20 protein-coding genes and 1 tRNA gene are annotated in these 19,084 nt (G+C 49.7%); 4 read left to right on the top strand and 17 right to left on the bottom strand.

All coding sequences use genetic code 11. The features are described from left to right. Positions 1–89 precede the first annotated feature (89 nt). The 4 genes from rplL to rplK all read right to left on the bottom strand — a co-directional run bounded on the left by rplL (position 90) and on the right by rplK (position 2,492). Positions 90–464, bottom strand: coding sequence for a 50S ribosomal protein L7/L12 (gene rplL / locus KS4_RS09230; RefSeq protein ID WP_145077288.1), 375 nt, complete (start codon positions 462–464; stop codon positions 90–92). A 193-nt stretch (positions 465–657) separates the two neighbouring features. Further along, positions 658–1,209: a 50S ribosomal protein L10 gene (rplJ, locus tag KS4_RS09235; protein ID WP_145077290.1), complete on the bottom strand. Its 552-nt coding sequence runs from the start codon at positions 1,207–1,209 to the stop codon at positions 658–660. A 4-nt stretch (positions 1,210–1,213) separates the two neighbouring features. Continuing rightward, on the bottom strand, positions 1,214–1,891 hold the full coding sequence (gene rplA, locus KS4_RS09240; RefSeq protein WP_145077292.1) for a 50S ribosomal protein L1: 678 nt from the start codon (positions 1,889–1,891) through the stop codon (positions 1,214–1,216). 160 nt (positions 1,892–2,051) lie between these two features. Next, a complete protein-coding gene (gene rplK / locus KS4_RS09245) occupies positions 2,052–2,492 on the bottom strand; it encodes a 50S ribosomal protein L11 (RefSeq protein WP_145077293.1) in 441 nt (146 codons plus the stop codon). 298 nt (positions 2,493–2,790) lie between these two features. Here rplK and KS4_RS09250 point away from each other — a divergent pair. Beyond that, positions 2,791–2,863 (top strand) — tRNA-Phe (locus tag KS4_RS09250). 208 nt (positions 2,864–3,071) lie between these two features. Here KS4_RS09250 and eda read toward each other — a convergent pair. The 8 genes from eda to KS4_RS09290 all read right to left on the bottom strand — a co-directional run bounded on the left by eda (position 3,072) and on the right by KS4_RS09290 (position 11,154). Then, positions 3,072–3,710, bottom strand: a complete 639-nt coding sequence (gene eda / locus KS4_RS09255; RefSeq protein WP_145077295.1) for a bifunctional 4-hydroxy-2-oxoglutarate aldolase/2-dehydro-3-deoxy-phosphogluconate aldolase — start codon at positions 3,708–3,710, stop codon at positions 3,072–3,074. A 124-nt stretch (positions 3,711–3,834) separates the two neighbouring features. After that, positions 3,835–4,953, bottom strand: coding sequence for a Gfo/Idh/MocA family protein (locus tag KS4_RS09260; RefSeq protein WP_145077297.1), 1,119 nt, complete (start codon positions 4,951–4,953; stop codon positions 3,835–3,837). Between the two features lie 26 nt (positions 4,954–4,979). Continuing rightward, positions 4,980–6,083 carry a Gfo/Idh/MocA family protein gene (locus KS4_RS09265; RefSeq protein WP_145077298.1) on the bottom strand — a complete coding sequence of 368 codons (1,104 nt, stop codon included), beginning with the start codon at positions 6,081–6,083 and terminating at the stop codon, positions 4,980–4,982. A gap of 15 nt (positions 6,084–6,098) precedes the next feature. Continuing rightward, the gene (locus tag KS4_RS09270) at positions 6,099–7,079 is read right to left on the bottom strand and encodes a phosphotriesterase family protein (RefSeq protein ID WP_145077301.1); all 981 of its coding nucleotides are present in this window, start codon (positions 7,077–7,079) and stop codon (positions 6,099–6,101) included. Positions 7,080–7,093: 14 nt separating this feature from the next. Then, on the bottom strand, positions 7,094–8,497 hold the full coding sequence (locus KS4_RS09275; protein ID WP_145077302.1) for an FAD-dependent oxidoreductase: 1,404 nt from the start codon (positions 8,495–8,497) through the stop codon (positions 7,094–7,096). Next, positions 8,487–9,284: a sugar isomerase domain-containing protein gene (locus KS4_RS09280; protein ID WP_145077304.1), complete on the bottom strand. Its 798-nt coding sequence runs from the start codon at positions 9,282–9,284 to the stop codon at positions 8,487–8,489. The genes KS4_RS09275 and KS4_RS09280 overlap by 11 nt, the downstream gene beginning before the upstream one ends. 45 nt (positions 9,285–9,329) lie before the next feature. After that, positions 9,330–10,274, bottom strand: coding sequence for an ROK family protein (locus KS4_RS09285; RefSeq protein ID WP_200761117.1), 945 nt, complete (start codon positions 10,272–10,274; stop codon positions 9,330–9,332). Beyond that, positions 10,264–11,154, bottom strand: a complete 891-nt coding sequence (locus KS4_RS09290; RefSeq protein WP_145077308.1) for an SDR family NAD(P)-dependent oxidoreductase — start codon at positions 11,152–11,154, stop codon at positions 10,264–10,266. The genes KS4_RS09285 and KS4_RS09290 overlap by 11 nt, the downstream gene beginning before the upstream one ends. A 198-nt stretch (positions 11,155–11,352) precedes the next feature. Here KS4_RS09290 and KS4_RS09295 point away from each other — a divergent pair, with 198 nt between their 5' ends. The 3 genes from KS4_RS09295 to aat all read left to right on the top strand — a co-directional run bounded on the left by KS4_RS09295 (position 11,353) and on the right by aat (position 14,749). Next, positions 11,353–12,357 (top strand): substrate-binding domain-containing protein, encoded by a 1,005-nt coding sequence (locus tag KS4_RS09295; protein ID WP_200761118.1) that lies wholly within the window; start codon positions 11,353–11,355, stop codon positions 12,355–12,357. Positions 12,358–12,785: 428 nt separating this feature from the next. Next, entirely contained in the window at positions 12,786–14,030 is a 1,245-nt protein-coding gene (locus KS4_RS09300) for an exo-beta-N-acetylmuramidase NamZ family protein (protein ID WP_200761119.1), read from the top strand. 59 nt (positions 14,031–14,089) lie between these two features. After that, entirely contained in the window at positions 14,090–14,749 is a 660-nt protein-coding gene (gene aat / locus KS4_RS09305) for a leucyl/phenylalanyl-tRNA--protein transferase (RefSeq protein WP_145077314.1), read from the top strand. Positions 14,750–14,800: 51 nt separating this feature from the next. Here aat and KS4_RS09310 read toward each other — a convergent pair whose 3' ends face one another. The 5 genes from KS4_RS09310 to KS4_RS09330 all read right to left on the bottom strand — a co-directional run bounded on the left by KS4_RS09310 (position 14,801) and on the right by KS4_RS09330 (position 19,040). Further along, positions 14,801–15,571: a choice-of-anchor K domain-containing protein gene (locus tag KS4_RS09310; RefSeq protein ID WP_145077316.1), complete on the bottom strand. Its 771-nt coding sequence runs from the start codon at positions 15,569–15,571 to the stop codon at positions 14,801–14,803. Between the two features lie 222 nt (positions 15,572–15,793). Continuing rightward, the gene (locus KS4_RS09315) at positions 15,794–16,204 is read right to left on the bottom strand and encodes a LysM peptidoglycan-binding domain-containing protein (RefSeq protein WP_145077318.1); all 411 of its coding nucleotides are present in this window, start codon (positions 16,202–16,204) and stop codon (positions 15,794–15,796) included. 114 nt (positions 16,205–16,318) lie between these two features. Next, entirely contained in the window at positions 16,319–17,083 is a 765-nt protein-coding gene (locus KS4_RS09320; RefSeq protein WP_145077320.1) for a DeoR/GlpR family DNA-binding transcription regulator, read from the bottom strand. Between the two features lie 119 nt (positions 17,084–17,202). Continuing rightward, positions 17,203–18,120 (bottom strand): lactate/malate dehydrogenase family protein, encoded by a 918-nt coding sequence (locus KS4_RS09325; protein ID WP_145081567.1) that lies wholly within the window; start codon positions 18,118–18,120, stop codon positions 17,203–17,205. Between the two features lie 38 nt (positions 18,121–18,158). After that, positions 18,159–19,040, bottom strand: coding sequence for a class II aldolase/adducin family protein (locus tag KS4_RS09330; RefSeq protein ID WP_145077322.1), 882 nt, complete (start codon positions 19,038–19,040; stop codon positions 18,159–18,161). Positions 19,041–19,084: the final 44 nt, after the last annotated feature.

A 19,084-nucleotide genomic window follows, 5' to 3' on the forward strand; every position in this document is an offset into this window, starting at 1 on the left:
CACATTACAAACTATATAAATAAAAAACCGCACACGTTTTCACGCATGCGGCCTTTTTTGCTTTTATCAAGCAGCTTTCAGCAAGTCGATTACTTGACTTCGACTTCGCCGCCAGCTTCTTTGATCTTCTCGGCCAAAGCTTCTGCTTCGTCCTTTGAGATGCCTTCTTTAAGAGCCTTAGGAGCGCTGTCAACAGCTTCCTTAGCTTCCTTCAGACCAAGACCAGTTGCTTCGCGAACAACCTTGATGACCTGGATCTTCTTGTCGCCAGCTGCCTTGAGGATGACATCAAATTCTGTCTTCTCTTCAGCTGCTTCTTCGCCGCCTGCTGGGCCAGCCATAACAACTGCGCCACCTGCTGCTGGCTCAATGCCGTATTCTTCCTTCATGTAGTCAGCCAGATCGACTGCTTCTTTGAGGGTCAAACCAACAAGCTGATCACCGATTTCTTTAATATCTGCCATTTTTCTATACCTTATGGTTATACGAAGCACACCATTACTTGCGTTGTCGAATGCGCCTCGTTCAACATACATCCAAGAGGTCGCCGCCCTTTGCAACGATTTAACCCCGCAGGGCCAGTCGGATGTCAATGTGATTTAATTTCGTCTCAAGCAGCAATACACTGCCAGAGCATCCCTTCCCCTCCGCTACAACTTAGCCAACCTTGGCAATCTCTTCGCCCTTTTCGAGCTTCTCTTCGATCGTTTTGAGGATCGAAGCGATATTCGACGCAGGGCTCTTGATTGCGCCGACCAATGTCTGTGCCGGGCTGAGGATAAGCTGAACAGCCTTCGCATGAGCTTCTTCGCGGGTTGGGTACTTGCTGAGCTTATCGATTTCATCTGCACCGAAAACGATGCCTTCCATCACTGCGCCCTTGAACTCAAAAGCCTCAAGTTCCTTCGACCACGTAATCAACTCACGCGCCACGTTCACAACACTTACACTCTCATCCGTTGGGAAAACGAGTGCCGACGGACCGTCGATCACTTCATCCGCCAACGACATATCCGTGCCTTCAAACACAGCCTTTGCAAGCGTGTTCTTCACCACAGAAACTCGCATCTGCTTTTCACGCAGACCCGAACGCATACGGTTGTTGTCGTTAGATTCGATGCCGCGAATATCGACGACCACTGCGCCGGTAAGCCCATCGAAACGCTTCTTATACGATTCTTTAATCAGATTTTTTACTGGCTTACTCATTGCTTTACTCCGCTACTAGGACGCTTGGGGTCATGGTCGCTGAAATTGCGATCTTCTTGACGTAATGACCTTTCGTCGATGCAGGCTTAAGCTTCATGATGTGACCGATAAATGCTTCCGCATTCTCCGTCAATTTATCATCATCAAAACTAAACTTACCAACGATGCCGTGAATGTTGCCGTAATCATCATTACGGTACTCAACCTTACCAGCCGCGAATTCCTTCACAGTATCCGCAACCTTAGGATTCACAGTCCCCGCCTTAGGCGAAGGCATCAAACCCTTAGGGCCCAGTGTACGACCCAGCTTCGCGATCACTCGCATCATCGCTGGCTCAGCAACCGCAACATCAAAGTCAAACCAGCCGTCTTCGATCTTCTTAACCAGATCTTCAGCACCAGCTTCTGTAGCACCAGCCGCTTTCGCTTCTTCCACTTTATCCATGGAGCAGAATGCAATCACGCGCTTCGTAGCACCGATACCGTTTGGCAACGAAATCGCACCACGGATCTGCTGGTCTGCCTGACGAGCGTCGATGCCCAAATGCATCACCACTTCAACCGTCTGGTCAAACTTTGTCTTATTGTACTTCTTTAATTCTTTAACCGCCTCACCAATCGGAAGCTCGCCTTCATGGCGTTTTTCCAAATCAGCGCGGTAGCGTTTGCCAAACTTTGGCATAACTCTTTCCTTTCGACATTCCCACTGTGAAAGCTCTCATTCAGCCGGCCATCACGTGGCCGCCAATTCAAACTTTCGGGGGGGGGTCTCCCACGATTACGCGTTCGTGGTAAACGCAACGTAATACTGTCTAATCACAGTCCAGTATCAAAAAGCCGAATTACTCGACTTCCATACCCTCAACGACAACGCCCATTGAGCGAGCCGTGCCTGCAATTGTCCGCATCATGGCTTCAACTGAACCGCCGGTCATTTCCTTGACCTTCTCTTCAGCTATCGCCTTGCACTGCTCAGCAGTGATCTTGCCGACTTTGTCAGTGTGTGGCACGCCAGAACCCTTCTCGATACCTGCAGCATCCTTAATAAGAACAGCAGCCGGTGGGCTCTTGACTTCAAATTCGAAGGTACGGTCTTTGTAAACCGTAATCACACAACCAACGACCTTACCGTTCATTGGACGGGTACGCTCGTTGAACTGCGTAATAAACTGCCCAGGGTTCACACCATGAGCACCGAGAGCCGGGCCGATTGGTGGAGCTGGTGTTGCCTGGCCGCCTGGGGCCTGAATCTTAAACTGTGATGTAATTTCTTTCTTGGCCATGTCTGGTTTCCAAGTCTTTCTTTAAAACAAGTGGTAGTCAAAATACCATCACCGTGCAGGGTTATTTGAAGCTCCAAGCACGACTGATCGCGGTAATCTAAAATACCAGGAGTCGAGGTCCAAAAGCCGCTGCGGAGAGGGCGCAACCCAGCTTCTGAAGCGAGTGGGATACTATACATACTTTCTCCACATAATGCCAATTCCACAACGCATCTATTTGACATCACACGTATTAACGATATTCTTGTTGCTCCAAATGGTTAGCCAACACTAGCCAATTGACATCTTAGTAAGCAAAGGCCAGATAGCTCAGTTGGTAGAGCACAGCATTGAAAATGCTGGTGTCCCCGGTTCAAGTCCGGGTCTGGCCATGACCCTAAGTCTTTAATATCAAAGGTTTAGGGTTTTTTAATGCGCACACTTTAAAACCAACCATCCACCAAACAAACTGTCCATTTTGACCACTTTATTTCAGGTTTGGCGCACCTGGCGGCGCACCTCGGCCTATCTCTCGATTAGTCGCAAAAAACCGGCCTAACCAGACCGGCTTTTCGAATTCTAGATATTCATCCTCCGCTTTCAGCTCGCCGCCATTTCCCCCAGCAAAACACGCATTGCCTTCCTCGCCTGTCCAGTGATCGTATCCCATTCATGACCTGATATTTGCTCACGCGTCGCCAACCACGACCCGCCCACGCATTCAACAACTGGCATCTCTAAATAATCCATCATATTTTCCAGACTCACCCCGCCTGTCGGGCACAACTTAACGCCCGTCTCTCCATACGGCCCTGCAATCGACTTCAACATCTTAATCCCCCCCGCGGACTCCGCCGGAAAATACTTCATTAGTTTACACCCTAAATCAAGCCCCCACTCAATCTCGCTCGGTGTCATCACACCCGGAATAAATAACACCTCAGCATCCGCAAATCGCTCAACAATTCTCTCATTCAGTCCCGGCGCAAGCGCAAAATCAACACCGATATCTAAACACTGCTCTGCCTGCTCACCCGTCAATACCGTCCCCGCCCCAACAAGCATCTCCGGCAAAGCCTGCTTAATACGCTCAATCGCCCCCGCCGCGGCAGCTGTCCGAAACGTTACCTCCACCACATCCATCCCACCTTCGAGCAGCGCCTCACACAACCCCACCGCATCGTCCGCATCATCAATCACAACCACCGGCACAATCTTCCGACCAATACCCTTTTGCATATCAACACTCCCATCCCCCCCATCAAAAATCATCCACTCTTACTCATACACACGACATTACAAATCAGCGACGTATCACAACACCTAACTCGCGCTATGACACACTGCCACTCTCGTATCAACATCAATATTTCAGCCACTCCGGCCTTATCTTTCTCGCATCACCAACCTTCACAGCCTCACCCTTCTCCGAACTTTCAATCGCCGCAAACGCCATCGCTAAACTCTTCAGATTATCCCGCGCCCCATGCGTCGGCTCACGCTCCTCTTCAACAGCTAACATCAATTCACTCACCGCCCCATTAAAGCCATCCGGAAACCACGTTCCTTCAAGCTCCGGCCTGGCCTCCCCATCCTCCGTAATCAACGTTACAATTTGCTCCCCCAATCCAGGCCCTTCACTTCTCAACGCCCCCTTCGTACCAATGATCAACGTCGTATCTCGCGCACCAAATTTCGCATTCCCATCAAATAACATTGTGACCTGCGCCCCCTCATACTCCACAATTGCCGTCGCACCTAATGGCGGCTTAGCCTCCTGCCCATAACATTCACACACCCGCCCATAAACCCGTTTCGCCTCGCGGTCGCCCATGTAACAATTCACCATATCAAACCAATGAATCGCAAAGTCATACAACACCAAATGCGGCATCTCATTAAACGCAGTCCCCACCACCCAGTTATGATCCCACGCCACATTCATCGAAATGCTCGTGACATCACCAATCAACCCCGCCTCAATCGCTTTCCGCATGTACGAAACATGCGGCGCCCACCGCCCATTCTGATTGACCGCCAACTTAACACGCTTCTCTTCAGCCAGCGCCGCCAACTTCTCACCTACCCCCAAATCCAAAACAAACGGTTTCTGACTCAACACATGCTTACCTGCTTTAATCGCATCCATAATCAACGTTTCTCTTTCCGCAGGATGCGTTGCAATATCAACGATCTCAACTTCCTCATCTGCCAGCAATTCGTGATGCGTCGCATAAACTTCCCCTTGCGGGTTGTATGTATCACGTCTCACCACAGCGTTCTCATGTTTTAAATCAGCAAACGCAACCACCTCATACCCACCTTGCTCATACCCCTTCATGTGCTGCTCAGTAATCCCTCCACACCCAATAAGCCCAAGCTTCATTTTCTTCTCAACCACGCTCGGTCGGTAAGCAAGTTCAGGCGCATCAATCAGTCCTGCTTCCTTCGCAGCAATCGTATAATCATCCGTACTAGCCATAATCAATATCCTTTCCTTATCCCTCATTAAATCGCAGCTACTTCGCGATCAACCAATTTCACCGTCTGCTTCAATTCAGCACTCAACACCGCCGAATCAACAATCTGCTGACCAATCCGACATACCTCAACTGACAACGGTCCCTCCACTTCCAGATCTTGCAATACACAATGCACAAAATAATCAATCGGCCCAGTGTTCGGACTCATCAACTCATCAACTTTCACCTCACTCCCCACCCGATCCTCTTCAGTCTGCAATCGCACGACACCCTCATAGTCATAGCTCGCAATCGTCCCTTCTGTACCCACCACAACAAAACCACACTTAGGCTGCGGCTGCATAACCCAAGGATCATTAAACGCGCCCCACCTCGTCTCAAACTTCGATAACCCTTCCTCATACCTCACCACTGTTACGGAATGCTCATCTACATCCAGCCCCTCAGGCACGTACATTGCCGTCGTTACCTCAATCGGTTTTTTCCCACCATTAAACCATGTCCCCAACGTCACCCCATATCCCAAATAATCCTGCAATGATCCGCCCCCTTCTTCCTTCTTATAAAACCATGACGTTCTCTTCCGTTTCAATTGCTCCTCAGGCGACACATTGATCTTATCCATATCATGCGCCAACGGCCCTCGGTTCCCGTCATAATAGTGCACCTCAATCACATCTCCGATTTTCCCCTCATCTATCAATCGCTTAGTCGTGCGATGCGGCGGATACCACGCCAACGGCCAATTAACCGCAAACTTCTTGCCACGCGTCCCCTCCATCGCAGCAATCATCCGATCCGCCTGCTCCAACGTCTCAGCAAACGGCTTCTCCACCATCACATGCACATCATACTTCGCCACTCTCTCCGTATACTCCGCATGTGTCGCCGTTGAAGCACAAATAATCGCAATATCAGGCTTCGCATCACACATGCATTCGTCCATATCCTCATAAATAATATCATGGCTCAGCCCCAGCCTGTCCGCCACCATCTCTGGCCGATCACGCTCATGATGCCACATCCCCACGATCTCCACCCGCTCATCTTCACTTGCCTGTCGCAGCAAATCACCCATATGCATGTGGTCAAAGTTAATCCCTACGATTCTCAATTTATCTTTTGCCATCACTCTATTCCTTGATTAGTCTAAATCTGAGCAGCATATTGCATTTTTTCTAAAACTAAACAATTCAGCCGCATTATCAATTAATATATTTTGAACAATCCCTTCGGCGATACCCCGATCAATCAATATTTTTTTTAACCCACTCGCCAACCAACTCGCCCCCCACTTCCCGCCATAGCCCGGCCAATACGACCTTCTAGCCAAATCCATTCCCACAACAATCTGTCCCCCATACGCCTCACCTAGCTCCTTCATCAATCTTATTGAGCCGCTATCTTCACCCTTTGCCAACTCACGAAAATGATTGTCATACTCAAGTCCAACACCCGTCTCAAGCATAGCCCTGTGATACCCCACATCATGCACCTTATCGCAATGCGAAAGAACCACATGACCCAAATCCACACCTTCCTCGGCAAATACTTCGATCTGCTCCATCCCTCCTGCCCCCTGCTCCACATGCGTGATAATCGGACACCCCGTCTCCAACGACACACGACTCGCCGCAACAAACGCTTCACGTTCAAGCGCATTCATCACGCCTGCCCCGTCAAGACCACTCGCAACCTTAATCACCCCCGCCTTAGCCCCCACCTGCTCGCCTGTCTTATCATCAATGGCCCCACGCATAATTTCATTTTTAAAAAGCGCCGCCAACTCCTCGCATCCCATTCGAAGCATCGCATGATCATCCTGATAATACTTGCTTAAGTGCATCCCTGTAGGGCACACGATCGCAACACCGCTCTGTTTCGAAATCGCCTGCAACTTCCGAATATTTCTGCCCGGCCCAGTTGGCATCGTATCAATGATCCATCCACCACCAAACCTCCGGAATGTCCTCAAGTTCTCTGCAATCACATCAACATCATCCAGCAAAAATGACGGATATTTTGCCTTGATAAACGCGCCATCAATACACACATGTTCATGCGCATCACAAATCCCCAGCCCTGCCGCTTCAATATCACCTATTATCGTTCGTACAAAACCCATCGTCTAACCCTTGCTTAGTTTTTCTGTCGCCTACACCCATCACCCACTGCATTCATCCCCCACTCATCCCGCCCGACCGCCGCACGTACACGAGGTACATCAATCACCACCCCTCTCAAATACAACATCTCACGCAACATCCCCACATCAACATCACACGCTCCAATACCATTCTCTAAACTCAAAATCGCTGCGTAACCCGCCGCCTGCCCCATACTCATCGTCTGCCCCATACTCCGACAACTCGCATGCGCATCATGCGACGCACTAAAGCACCGCCCCACCACCCAAATCTCTTCACGCCCCTTCGGCACAAGCGTCCCATATGGCACACCATACACACCCTCACCTTTCACATACCCCCACACCGTTTCATCCTCACCCTCATCATTCTTTCGATGATCTTCAATCGGCGCACCGCACAACAACACCGCATCATCAAACATTCGCCCCTCAATACAATCTTCCTTCGTCAACCGATATTCACCATACACCCGCCTCGTCTCTCTCACTCCAACATGATGCGATAACCCCACAATCTTCGCACGCTCATACCCCGGCACTTCCGCCCTCAAAAAATCCTCATACATAAACGCCTGCCGTCTCCCAATTTTTTCCGCTTCACCCAACTGCTCAAAATCAGTCGCATCAACATCCGCAATGCGGCTCGCTACCGTCGCAACACACCCACCCTGCACCATCTCATGAACACTCCCCCTCTTACGTGGTAAATCCCAACGCCCAGTCTCAACACCCGCCGTCATTTTCGCCATCAGCATCTTCTTGCCACCCGCCTGCTCATACTGCTTCCCGTCAACACCACTCATTCGGAAAGTAGTTGTCAATGTCTGAGCCGGATCAATCTCTCCCGCCATCTCGTAAGCAGCCCCAGATAGATGACACACATCCGCATCGCCACTAGCATCTATCACGCGACTAGCTCGAATCTTATAAAACCCTTTCTTCGTCCAGATCACCACACCCACAACCCGATCCCCTTCCTTCATCACATCCACCAACACCGCATGAAGCCACACCTTAACGCCCGCTTCATCCAAAAGCTCATCCCACACCAACTTCAACCGTTCCGGATTATAAGTCACCCCCGTCCCCGCCCCATACGTATTCGGCCTCAAAAACATATCCCCCGTCCCATACATCCGATTCACCACCATATCAGGCACACCGCCCACAACCTTCCTCACTCGATCTCCCGGCGTAAAGAACCCATAAAACGTATCCAATATCTGTGTGCTCGAACCACCCAAAAAACCATACCGCTCAATCAGCCCCACCTTAACTCCCATCTCGCCCGCCGCAATCGCCGCGCAGCACCCCGCGCTGCCACCTCCAACAACCATCACATCAACCTCGCCCAAGACTGCAATTTTGTCCTTTACCAAACACTCAAACGACATCACACGCCTCCCTGTTCAATTCCGCATACAGCTTCGCCATCCGCCGACCATGCTCGTCATACGCCGCCTCAAATATCTCAGCCGCTCGATCCCCTCCCACAACTGCGCCTGCCGCAAGCGCTCGCGGCGGCTGCCCCGCTTCCGTCAATAACTTCGCCACCTCAGCTTTAATCGTATTCACAATCAAACACCCACCCACCGTACTACCCGGTGCAACCGGCTGCTCCATCCCCTCAATCTGTACCATCGCATCACCCACCGGTGCTCCCGTATCCAATACCACATCCGCAAAATCTGACAGCTTCTTCCCGTCTTCACGTTTGCTCAAACTCGCATCACTATGCGCCATACTCACCAAGGCCGCCACATACACGCCCCGCTTCCGAAATCCTTCCGCCAATTCCATCGGCACAACATTACACCCACTGCTACTCACCACTAAAGCGCTATCCACCGCTTCAAAGTCATAGTTCCGCAAAATGCGATCTGCAAACCCTTCAACGTTCTCCAAAAACATCGCCTGCCGTTGTCCATTCGAGCCCACCACTGGGTGATGAAAACTCAGTGACAACTCCACCATCGGATTAAACCCGGGAAAGCTCCCATACCGCGGCCACATCTCCTCCACCATCATCCGACTATGCCCACTACCAAATACATGCACGCATCGACCCGCCAAAATTGTCTCCGCAAATCGCGCCGCCACTTCACGCACCGCGCCCAACTGCCGCTCAACAGCATCCACAATCTCACGTGATTTTTTCAAATATTCTTCAGCCGGATTCATCCACATTCTCCTTATCGCACACCATAACTTCAATCTATGCTTTGATTAGCTCTTCTTCTCAACCTGACAACACTGCAACATCGCAAACCGCGCCACGCCTACAGCTCCCGCCATATCCCCCAACTCAGCCGCCATAATCTCAACACAACTTCCCCCGTTCATCTCTGCTTTCTCGTCTTCCAGCGGCCGCCACTCAACCTCATCCATCTGTTCCGCCAAGCCATCAAACAATAACCGCCCTGCCTTTGAGATCCCCCCACCTATCACAACAACCTCTGGATCAAACACATTAATCAGTGATGCAACACCACACGCCAACACCTTCAGCCACCGCTCCCAATGCTCGCACGCACCGCGTTCACCCGACTCCACAGCAGTCACAAGCGCCGCCGTCGATACATATCCCGTCCTAACCTCAACTGTGTGATCACCAATCAGATCCTCAAAACTCCCCCGCATCTTCACGATGTCTCTCTCACCATCTACATCCATACAGATGTGTCCCAGATGCCCTGCCCGCCCAATCGCCCCTTCAAGCAACCTCCCGTTCATGATCACGCCCCCACCCACACCCGTCCCCAATGTCAACAGCACCACATCATCACGATCCGACGCTGCACCAACCCACGCCTCACCCATCGTCGCCGCATGTGCGTCATTCAAAACAAACACATCGCGTCCCAGCACCTCAGACCAATCCAGCCCTTCAACCGCTTCCAATCTGCCCCGCATCCAGCGAATAGAACGATGATCTCGCGCCACCAATCCCGGCGAAGAGATCCCGACCGATACCCGCCTCACACCGTCATCCGATTCCCCTCTCTCATCCAATCGGTTCACAATATCTATCACACGCTTAGTCAATTGATCAACATCGTCACAACTTGGTGCATTCAACCGCTCCAACACCACACCCGCATCATCAACACACACCGCCTTAATATTCGTCCCACCAATATCAATCCCGATACTCACAACTTCACTTTTCACAACATACCCCCTTCTCATCTACCGCCATGACGCGCTGCGGAATCTGACCTTCACTCACCGACCACCCACCATCAATCGCGATCACTTGTCCCGTCATATATTTCGCCCCATCACTCAACATAAACACCACCGCCTCATCCAAGTCACTCGCCAGGCCAATCCGTCCCCCGTCTAATGGCTGCTTAGATTTAATAAAATCGATAATCACATCATCCTCCGCCGCACGTTTCGCCATCGGCGTCTCAACCAACGCCGGGGCAATCACATTGCACCGTATATCCTCCCCCGCATAATACGCAGCAATACTTTTGGTAAATCCAATAATCGCGCTCTTGGTTGCCGCATAAACATGGGTCGCGAAATACTTCGCACTCGGACTGTAACCTAACACACTGCCCATATTGACGATCGCGCCACACCCGCCCTGTTTCCGAAATTGAATCACTGCTTCACGATTACTGATGATCATCGATTTCAGATTTAAACCCAGCGTAAAATCAATCCCATCATCAGTCACTTCATGCAATGCACCATCGCCATATCGGCGGCCGCTGCCGCCAGCAACGTGATATAAACCGTTTAGTTGGCCGCCGATACGCACAGCTTCAGCAATCGCGCGGCGTGTTGTTTCAACATCCATCGCATCACCCACAACAGCAGTTGCTGAAATACAATGAACGGTGCGAGCATCATAATCATTGCCTTGCTCATGACTTAACGCCAACAGATCAACCTCCGCTTGCATCGCTGATTCTTTATTTCGGCCAACGACAACCACACGGCCGCCTTCACAAATAATGGCTTTTGCAGCAGATAAACCGAGCCCGGTTGTGCCGCCAACAATGACGATGGTTTTGCCTTCTAATCGCTTATTAGACATCTGTAACACGTACTCACAATTCTGCCTATCTATTGAGTAGGCTACGATTTACAAATTTAAAAGACATGCGAATGGGAAAGTGAAATGCTGCCTGCCCAAATGCTGTGAGGTCTATACTTCACCTCAACAGCAACAAGATTATCGATGCGATAAATCAGTTACAACACTATTGAGAAACTATCTGATATGATGATCCATATGAGCAAGGGCAGCCATACAGAGCGTGTTTCGTGGGTTTTTAAGACTCTTAAAGAGAATATTGACAAAGGCTTATATTCACCCGGAGCGCGTTTTCTATCGGCCCGCGATCTGTCTCATCGCTACGAACTGAGTTACCAAACGGCCGATCGACTGCTGACTGAACTTGCCAAAGAAGGCAGATTGATACGACGCCCCAAGTCAGGAACCTATGTCGCGGGCAAAGCCCTGACATATCAAGGCTTACAGTTGCTGCTTCCCAAACGCGCAAACGAGATTGGCACGTTTTCTCATGAGATGCGCAGGCATCTTGAGCCTATGTTGCAGGCTATTGATGGGTATGATTTGAAGGTTGAAGCGGCGCAACTTCATAAATTACATGATGATATGCTGCCCATTATGTGGATGGCTGATCGTGCAGCGGCTCGATGCATTGCGGCGGGGAGACGGGGCATCTTAATCAATGAACATCCAAGAGTTATGATCGCGGATCTGTTTGATGCGGTCGGTTTGGATAATGCGGTAGGTGGTGCGATTGCTGCGGATGCACTGGTGCGCATGTTTGGGAGACGATCCAAATTGATGGTTTTGGCTGGGCCGAAGCATGATGAGCGAAGCCTGGCCCGGGCGCACGGATTCAGCGCGCGAGCTGGTTGGGCGACCGTGATTCATGCGGGCGGCTGGTTATCATCACACGGCGAACGATGGGCGGCTCGTATTGCGCGCGAAGAAGTCGATGGATTGTTCTGTGCAAATGATCGGCTGGCTGAGGGCGTGATCACATGGCTACAGAAGCAAAAGCGGCGCGTCCCGGCCGTGATTGGCTTTGATAACGCACCTATTGCCAAGCGTTTGGGGTTATCAACGGTGGCGATCCCGTGGCAATCATTTGCTGAAGAAGTACGTTTGATGGCGGAGCGTCGATTGAATGATCCGGGCTCACCAAGGCGGCGTGTTGATCTCGTACCTCAACTTGTTGTGAGGAAATTAGCGGCCAGCGAGTAGGGTAAACACATGCCCGCAGAAACATTATTCTCTCGGCATGTGCGCCAAGTTTTAATCGTTATCAAACAGAATTGACGGATAGGTTTTGTGCGCACGTTTGGCTGTCGAAATGCACCTAGAAATTTTGATTATTTCGCTCAATTTGCTTTAAGTGTCGTAATCATTTGTGGTTGCGTTAAAAACATGCTTTTACGGAAAAAACGTAAAGAATCGTGAACTTTGAATAGAAACAATTAAGAAAACTCAAACAATGGCGCGTTTTGGGCATAGAATCCGCAGTTCAAAATTTTTGTGCGATGTCGGCCCTTGGCAAATAAGCGTAATTGCCAAATAAACTGACAATCACTCATGGTTACTTGATCAGATATTTCCGAAATGCCCAGTGATTGATCTGTACGGTTTTAGGCTGGGTTGTTAGGATGTGCGCTATGAGTGAGCAACCAATTATGCGTACCGGTACGAGTTCAGAATCGCTAGCTGGCAAGATCCGATTTGGGGTTGATGTTGTTCTGACGGACTGCCCGGAGGAATTGAAAACAAAGCGTGTGGGCTTGTTGACGAATGATGCAGCGACAACGGCGGTGTTACCGTGCCCGTATACGGTTGCGCGTAAGGCGCTTGCGGATTCGGAGATGAATGTTACGGCGTTGTTTTCGCCGGAACATGGGATTGGAGCGTCGGCGGCGGACGGGGCAAACATCGGTGACGTGAAGGATGGCTTGACTGGATTGCCGGTGTACTCGTTGTACGGGAAAAATTTCGCGCCGACAGATGAGATGATGGAAGCGGTGGATGTATTTGTGGTGGACGTACCAGACATTGGTTCGAGGTTTTACACGTATATTTGGACGATGTCGTATATCCTTGAGAAGTGTGCCAAAATGGGCAAGCCTATCTATATATTAGACAGGCCGAATCCTGTGAGTGGTTTACTTGAACTCGCGGAAGGCCCGTTATTGGATGAGAGTACATTTAATAGTTTGGTAGGCCGATGGGATATCCCGGTACGGCATTGCTTGACGATGGGTGAGCTTGCTCAGTTATGGAACTCGGAAAAAGAGATCGGAGCTGACTTGCATGTGATTGGTATGCAGGGTTGGGAACGTGGGATGTTCTGGGAGGATACGGGCTTGTCGTTCGTACCAACAAGCCCTGCGATGAACAGCGGTGAGGAAGCGTTGATTTATACAGGTACCACGTTGTTTGAAGGTTTGAATATCTCGGAAAGCCGGGGTACGAGTTTTCCGTTCAGGGCTGTTGGCGCACCGTGGATTGATGGTATCCGATTATCTGACGCGTTTAATGCGCTGTGTTTGGATGGCGTTGTTGCGAGGCCGATTACATATGTGCCTAGTGATAGTTGGTACAAGGGTGAATCCTGCGAAGGGGTTATGATGCATGTGACTGATCGCATGTCATTTAGGCCGGTGGGTTCGATGATTCATCTTGTGAATCTGATATGGATGAATCATAGGGATGATGTGAAATGGGCCGAGTATCCGACAGCCAATAACTATACGGGTGCTGATCACTTTGATCGACTGATTGGTGATACTCGTGTACGTGAAACGATTGAAGCTGGCGTGAGCAGCGAGACGCTGTGTGGTCATATCATGGAATGGACGAGTGTTGGCAACTGGTCTGAGCGTGTGAAAGAACACTTGCTGTACTAGATCTATAATGAATTGATTGAAGATTTGTTTTTAAGGGTGGGATGGTTATGGTATGGGTGATGGATGAGGAAGTAATCACATCTGATTTGCTGTTACATGCGTATTGCGCGGGTGCGTTTCCGATGGGTGACCCGGAGACGGGCGAGGTGCATTGGTACTCACCAGATCCGAGGGCTATTCAGCCAATAGATGAGGGCTTTTATATTCCACGTAGGCTTGGCCGAACGGTACGGAGTGGAAAATTTGAAGTGAGTTACGATCGGGCATTTCGACTGGTAATGGAGCAATGCGCATTACCACGTGAAGGTCGAGAGGAGACTTGGATCACTGAGCCGATCTTGGAGGTGTATGGGGATCTATTTTCGAGGGGATTTGCACATAGTGTTGAGGTTTGGTTGCCGGTTGAAGATAGTGATATTGTTGATGCTTGTCTGAAGGATGTCGAGGGGCATCGCTGGCTTGCTGGTGGGTTATATGGGGTGGCCATCGGTCGCGCTTTTTTTGGTGAATCGATGTTTAGTAATGCGCGTGATGGTTCCAAGGTGGCGCTGGTAGAAACAGTCGAGCATTTAAGACGGCGAGGGTTTGAACTTTTTGATGTGCAGTTTGTCAATCCGCATATTGAGCAGTTTGGTGTGCGTGAGATTGGCCGGGACGATTACATGAAGCAGTTACAAGAGGCGATTGTGAAGCCGGGGTATTGGCGAGACGTATCATGATATTGGTATTCTGATGAGGATATGAGTATTGATATTTTGTGTGAGGTATGATCAAACGGTGGCGTCGCTATGCTTTTTTCTTCTTAGTAGAAGTGCGGATAGTAGTAAGAAGCCGGCCGCAGCGGCGCTTGGCGTTGGTACCGTTTGCGAGGCAAGATATTCGTCATAATTGATGAGTTGGCCGTATGCATTGAAGTTGATTGTTGTTCCTGCAAGACCGGTCGTAAATATTTGATCAATATCGTCTGATGATGTTCCAAAGCCGAGGTATTGCAGGACATATTCATCGCCATCAATTTCTAGAATTGTGTTTTCATTGACGGGGCTATCTGGGATGATGAATGTATCGGCTGAACCGTTTTCACCATTTTCTATGGTGAAGAATGAAGTGAATCGACTGATTTGCTCTCCCTCTGGTTGAATTTGAACAACGTTTCTGAAGATCGAAGGTGTCGTTCCATCAATCACACCAAGTCCATTGGTGTATGTGAAATTACCGATTTGGAATGCTTCATTTTCTTGCACATCCGTGAAGAAATTAAATGTATTTTCACTGGTTAAAATATCGGCATCTGCGCGGTCGCCGGAAATGGTTTCGCCAAGCCAGAGGTTGCGATAATTTTCCCGCTCATAGGTTAAGCCGCTGTTTGGGCCTGCGTCACGGCTGGGATCAATGGAACTGGTGAAGGAGCCGCCGGAGACCGACAAGGCTGATACATTCGCAGCTGATAGGAAACATAAAGTGACAGCGGCAACCATTGGCAACCAAATCATTCGATAGCAGTACGGATTCATAAAAACTCCGATTGTTAAATTATTCAATCTGATTTTTTACCGACTGCCTCAATGTTGATGCGTTGTTTTATGTGTGTTCATATTTAACTTTTTGATGGAGAATGATATTATTCTGCCAGACATATATCAAGTAGCATTTCAAGCGCAAGAAGGCTGATTAAAACTGTCAAATGCGACATATTTGATTTTGGACAAATAAAAAACGGCCACAATTTTGTGACCGTTTTGAGCTATTTGCGTAGTTCAATACTAAGGCAGTCTGATTTCTTTGCCAACGTACATGCGTTTTTCTTTGAGACCGGGGTTTGCATCCATGATGTCGACCCATTTGAGGCCGTTACCGTAGTGCTTATTGGCGATGGACCAAAGTGTATCGCCTTTCTTGATGACGTAGGTAGAAGGTCGGCGTGCTGGCTCGGGTTGTGGAGCGGGCTCAACAAAACTCTGAGCAGGAGTCGGTGCGGTTTGTGTGAACTCGACTTCGAGTTTGGAGTTGGCTGAAGCGGCAGGTTCTTCAACCTGAACAGGGACAATGATTTCGGTTTCAGGCTGAATAGTCGGAGGCGGTGGCGGGGCTTGCGCGACTTGCGGTGGGTTGGTGTTGCAGCCAATGGTTGTGGCAGCGATTGCGGTGGTGATCAGGGCCCAATGGAATTTCATGACAACCTCTCCTTAGGTCGAAGTTATGAAGGATGATGTGTGCAGCGTGTACTGCGGTATTGTGTTTTGTACAGGATGTTAGCGAGATTGGCAATGATGTTAAGGCGTGACTGGTTATTTAGCGATTAGCAATTTCTTGCCAAGCTTGTTTTTCCAATCGTTAGAGATGCCGGGATCGGTGATGATGAGGTCGAGTTGATCGATATCGCAGACTTTGGCGAGTGATTTGCGTCCAAACTTTGAAGAATCCATGAGGCCGATTTTTTGTGTGGCTTGCTGCATCATTTGCTGCTCGACTTCGGCCATACTCATGTTGATATTAAACAGTGCGTTGTCGTAGAGACCAGCAAGAGAGAAGAAAAGGATATCGGCGTGAAGTTGTTTGAGGGCGTTAGTTGCGATCGGGCCAAGCGTGACTTCGGTCCGTGGGTAAAGGACACCACCGATTGAGACGAGCTCGATCTGATCATCGTCTTTGAATTGGTTCGCGATCGATAGACTATTAGTAACGATCTGGAGCGGTCGGACTGCGATTTCCTGAGCGGTGTAGATGACGGTAGAGCCGCCGTCGAGGAGAACGGTCATGCCAGGCGAAATGAGCTGAGCGGCGGTTCGCGCGATGGCTTTTTTCGCAGTGACAGATTCCGTCATGCGTGAGGCGAGTGCGTAGGTGGGCTGAGTGTCGTTTTGGGCATCAATACCTGTGTAGATAGCACCAGCTCGTGTTCGCTGAAGATGCCCCTCCTTTTCAAGGGATTCGAGATCACGACGCACGGTGGATGAAGAAACATCGAGTTGCGCGGCGAGATCGTCAAGCTGCATCGTCTTGTTGCGTCGCAAGAGATCGAGAAGTTTTTGCTGGCGTTCGACAATAAGCATGGTCTGAACCTTTGATGAGGTGTGCAATGAATTAGATTCAAATCATAACATAAAATTGGTCAAAACATTGCAAAACATGTCATAAAAAGCAAGCACTGCAGGATCAAGATCATTGGTGATCAGGTGATTTTTGACCATGTCTCATCGAGTGCTCGTGCGGAGGCTTGCAGTGCGGCGGTTTCCTTGGGCCAAAGTTCGACTTCGTGAGTACGAATGATGCCTGAGCGACCAATGGTTGTGGGAATAGAGAAGCAAGTATCACGAACAGTGTATGGGCCATTGATCTGTGAACTAACTGGGAGAATGGCGTGAGAGTTGAGTGCAATCGCGTGAATGACCTCGGCAATGGATGCGCCAACGGCATAGCCTGCTCCGCCCTTACGTTTAATGACTTCTGCTCCAGAACCTTTGGTTCGAGTAAAAAGTTCGTTTTGCTTGTTGGGAGAGAGGATTGAGGTCAGTGAGCATCCAGCAACGGTGGCGGACGACCAGATTGGAACCATTGAATCACCATGCTCGCCGAGTATGAGAGCTTTGACCTGTTGGGGCGGAAGTTGCTGATCTGCGGCAATCATGGAACGAAAACGTGCTGTATCGAGAACAGTACCGAGGCCTATGACCTGATTAGATGGCCAATCAAGATAATCGAGCACAAGGCGGGTCAGTATATCAACAGGATTTGAGACAACGAAAATGATCGCGTCATGACGAAGCTTATTGGCGCGAAGGTCATCAAGGATAGACTTGAAAATTGACACATTTCGATTAATGAGGTCAAGGCGAGATTCATCTGGCTTGCGGCGCGAGCCAGCGGTGATACATATGACATCAGCATCTGAGGCGGTATCGGGCGTGCCAGATGTGATGATCTGATTGCCGAGGATTGATGAACCATGAAGAAGGTCAAGGGCTTCACCTGCAGCGAGATCTGGGTTCGCGTCGATGAGTGAGATTTCACGAACTATTCCTGCGCATTGGAGGGCGAAAGCTGCGTTTGAACCGACACGACCACCTCCGCCGATGATGGATACTTTGATTGACATATGGAATCCTCGTACGAATTGAGATAGGCGGATCAGGTATTTTGTAAAGATTTAATTATTTGATCGGTGATGGTTTGAACAAGTGTTTCCATCTGCTCAGGATCTAACTGCACATTAGGTGATTCTGTGTTCGTGTTGAGAACATTACCGCTGGATTGGTCGCAGACGGCCGTGGCAGGTTGGATACCAAAGGTTGTTAGGAATTGATCGTTTTCAGCGCCAATGCAGCCGTCGTCTGCACAAGCCACACGATCATCTGCAAAACCGAAGTTCGCTTTAACTTGCAAAAGATCTTTCATTTCCTGCTGGGAGAGGATATTAATTTTTCCGATCTGCTTGGTGAGCAGGAGCATTCTGCAGTATGCGTCAAGAATTTCGAGGCGGTAGTAAGCGTCGGTGAGGTCATGGGAGAAAGTGACCGAGCCATGATTCCCCATCAGAACGGTGCTGTTGTTTTCGGTAATGAGCGGTAGAATGCTCTCGGGGAGTTCCTTGGTGGATGGGAGTGCGTACTTTGCGGTTGGTACTTTTCCAAGAAAAACTTCAGCTTCGGGATGCACACTCTCGGGGAGAGGGACACCGGCGATGGCAAAAGCGGTTGCATGCGGGGGATGTGAATGGATGACAGCATTGACATCTGGTCGTTTCTTATAGATAGCAAGATGAACTTTGATCTCACTGCTTGGTCGCCGATCATTTTGATTAGCCTCGACAAGCTTACCATTATCGTCTGTCAGACAGATATCACCGGGTTCAAGAAAACCTTTACTGATTCCGGTGGGCGTAACGAGGAAGCGGTTGTCTGAGATTTTGACGGAGTGGTTACCTTCGTTGCCGGCACAGTATTGCCGAGTCCAGATCCTGCGACCTATCTCACAAATATCCTGCTTTAACTGCCAAACTGACTTGTCCATGAGATTCTTCCTGTTCCAATATCTTTCTGTGAACTAATGCTTTT

Source organism: Poriferisphaera corsica (genome assembly GCF_007747445.1).
Lineage (GTDB): Bacteria > Planctomycetota > Phycisphaerae > Phycisphaerales > Phycisphaeraceae > Poriferisphaera > Poriferisphaera corsica.

What these genes read in the sequence shown, in the direction of transcription:
- rplL (WP_145077288.1), bottom strand. Translation starts at nt 464, where the DNA reads ATGGCAGATATTAAAGAAATCGGTGATCAGCTTGTTGGTTTGACCCTC.
- rplJ (WP_145077290.1), bottom strand. Translation starts at nt 1,209, where the DNA reads ATGAGTAAGCCAGTAAAAAATCTGATTAAAGAATCGTATAAGAAGCGT.
- rplA (WP_145077292.1), bottom strand. Translation starts at nt 1,891, where the DNA reads ATGCCAAAGTTTGGCAAACGCTACCGCGCTGATTTGGAAAAACGCCAT.
- rplK (WP_145077293.1), bottom strand. Translation starts at nt 2,492, where the DNA reads ATGGCCAAGAAAGAAATTACATCACAGTTTAAGATTCAGGCCCCAGGC.
- eda (WP_145077295.1), bottom strand. Translation starts at nt 3,710, where the DNA reads ATGCAAAAGGGTATTGGTCGGAAGATTGTGCCGGTGGTTGTGATTGAT.
- KS4_RS09260 (WP_145077297.1), bottom strand. Translation starts at nt 4,953, where the DNA reads ATGGCTAGTACGGATGATTATACGATTGCTGCGAAGGAAGCAGGACTG.
- KS4_RS09265 (WP_145077298.1), bottom strand. Translation starts at nt 6,083, where the DNA reads ATGGCAAAAGATAAATTGAGAATCGTAGGGATTAACTTTGACCACATG.
- KS4_RS09270 (WP_145077301.1), bottom strand. Translation starts at nt 7,079, where the DNA reads ATGGGTTTTGTACGAACGATAATAGGTGATATTGAAGCGGCAGGGCTG.
- KS4_RS09275 (WP_145077302.1), bottom strand. Translation starts at nt 8,497, where the DNA reads ATGTCGTTTGAGTGTTTGGTAAAGGACAAAATTGCAGTCTTGGGCGAG.
- KS4_RS09280 (WP_145077304.1), bottom strand. Translation starts at nt 9,284, where the DNA reads ATGAATCCGGCTGAAGAATATTTGAAAAAATCACGTGAGATTGTGGAT.
- KS4_RS09290 (WP_145077308.1), bottom strand. Translation starts at nt 11,154, where the DNA reads ATGTCTAATAAGCGATTAGAAGGCAAAACCATCGTCATTGTTGGCGGC.
- KS4_RS09295 (WP_200761118.1), top strand. Translation starts at nt 11,353, where the DNA reads ATGAGCAAGGGCAGCCATACAGAGCGTGTTTCGTGGGTTTTTAAGACT.
- KS4_RS09300 (WP_200761119.1), top strand. Translation starts at nt 12,786, where the DNA reads ATGAGTGAGCAACCAATTATGCGTACCGGTACGAGTTCAGAATCGCTA.
- aat (WP_145077314.1), top strand. Translation starts at nt 14,090, where the DNA reads ATGGATGAGGAAGTAATCACATCTGATTTGCTGTTACATGCGTATTGC.
- KS4_RS09315 (WP_145077318.1), bottom strand. Translation starts at nt 16,204, where the DNA reads ATGAAATTCCATTGGGCCCTGATCACCACCGCAATCGCTGCCACAACC.
- KS4_RS09320 (WP_145077320.1), bottom strand. Translation starts at nt 17,083, where the DNA reads ATGCTTATTGTCGAACGCCAGCAAAAACTTCTCGATCTCTTGCGACGC.
- KS4_RS09330 (WP_145077322.1), bottom strand. Translation starts at nt 19,040, where the DNA reads ATGGACAAGTCAGTTTGGCAGTTAAAGCAGGATATTTGTGAGATAGGT.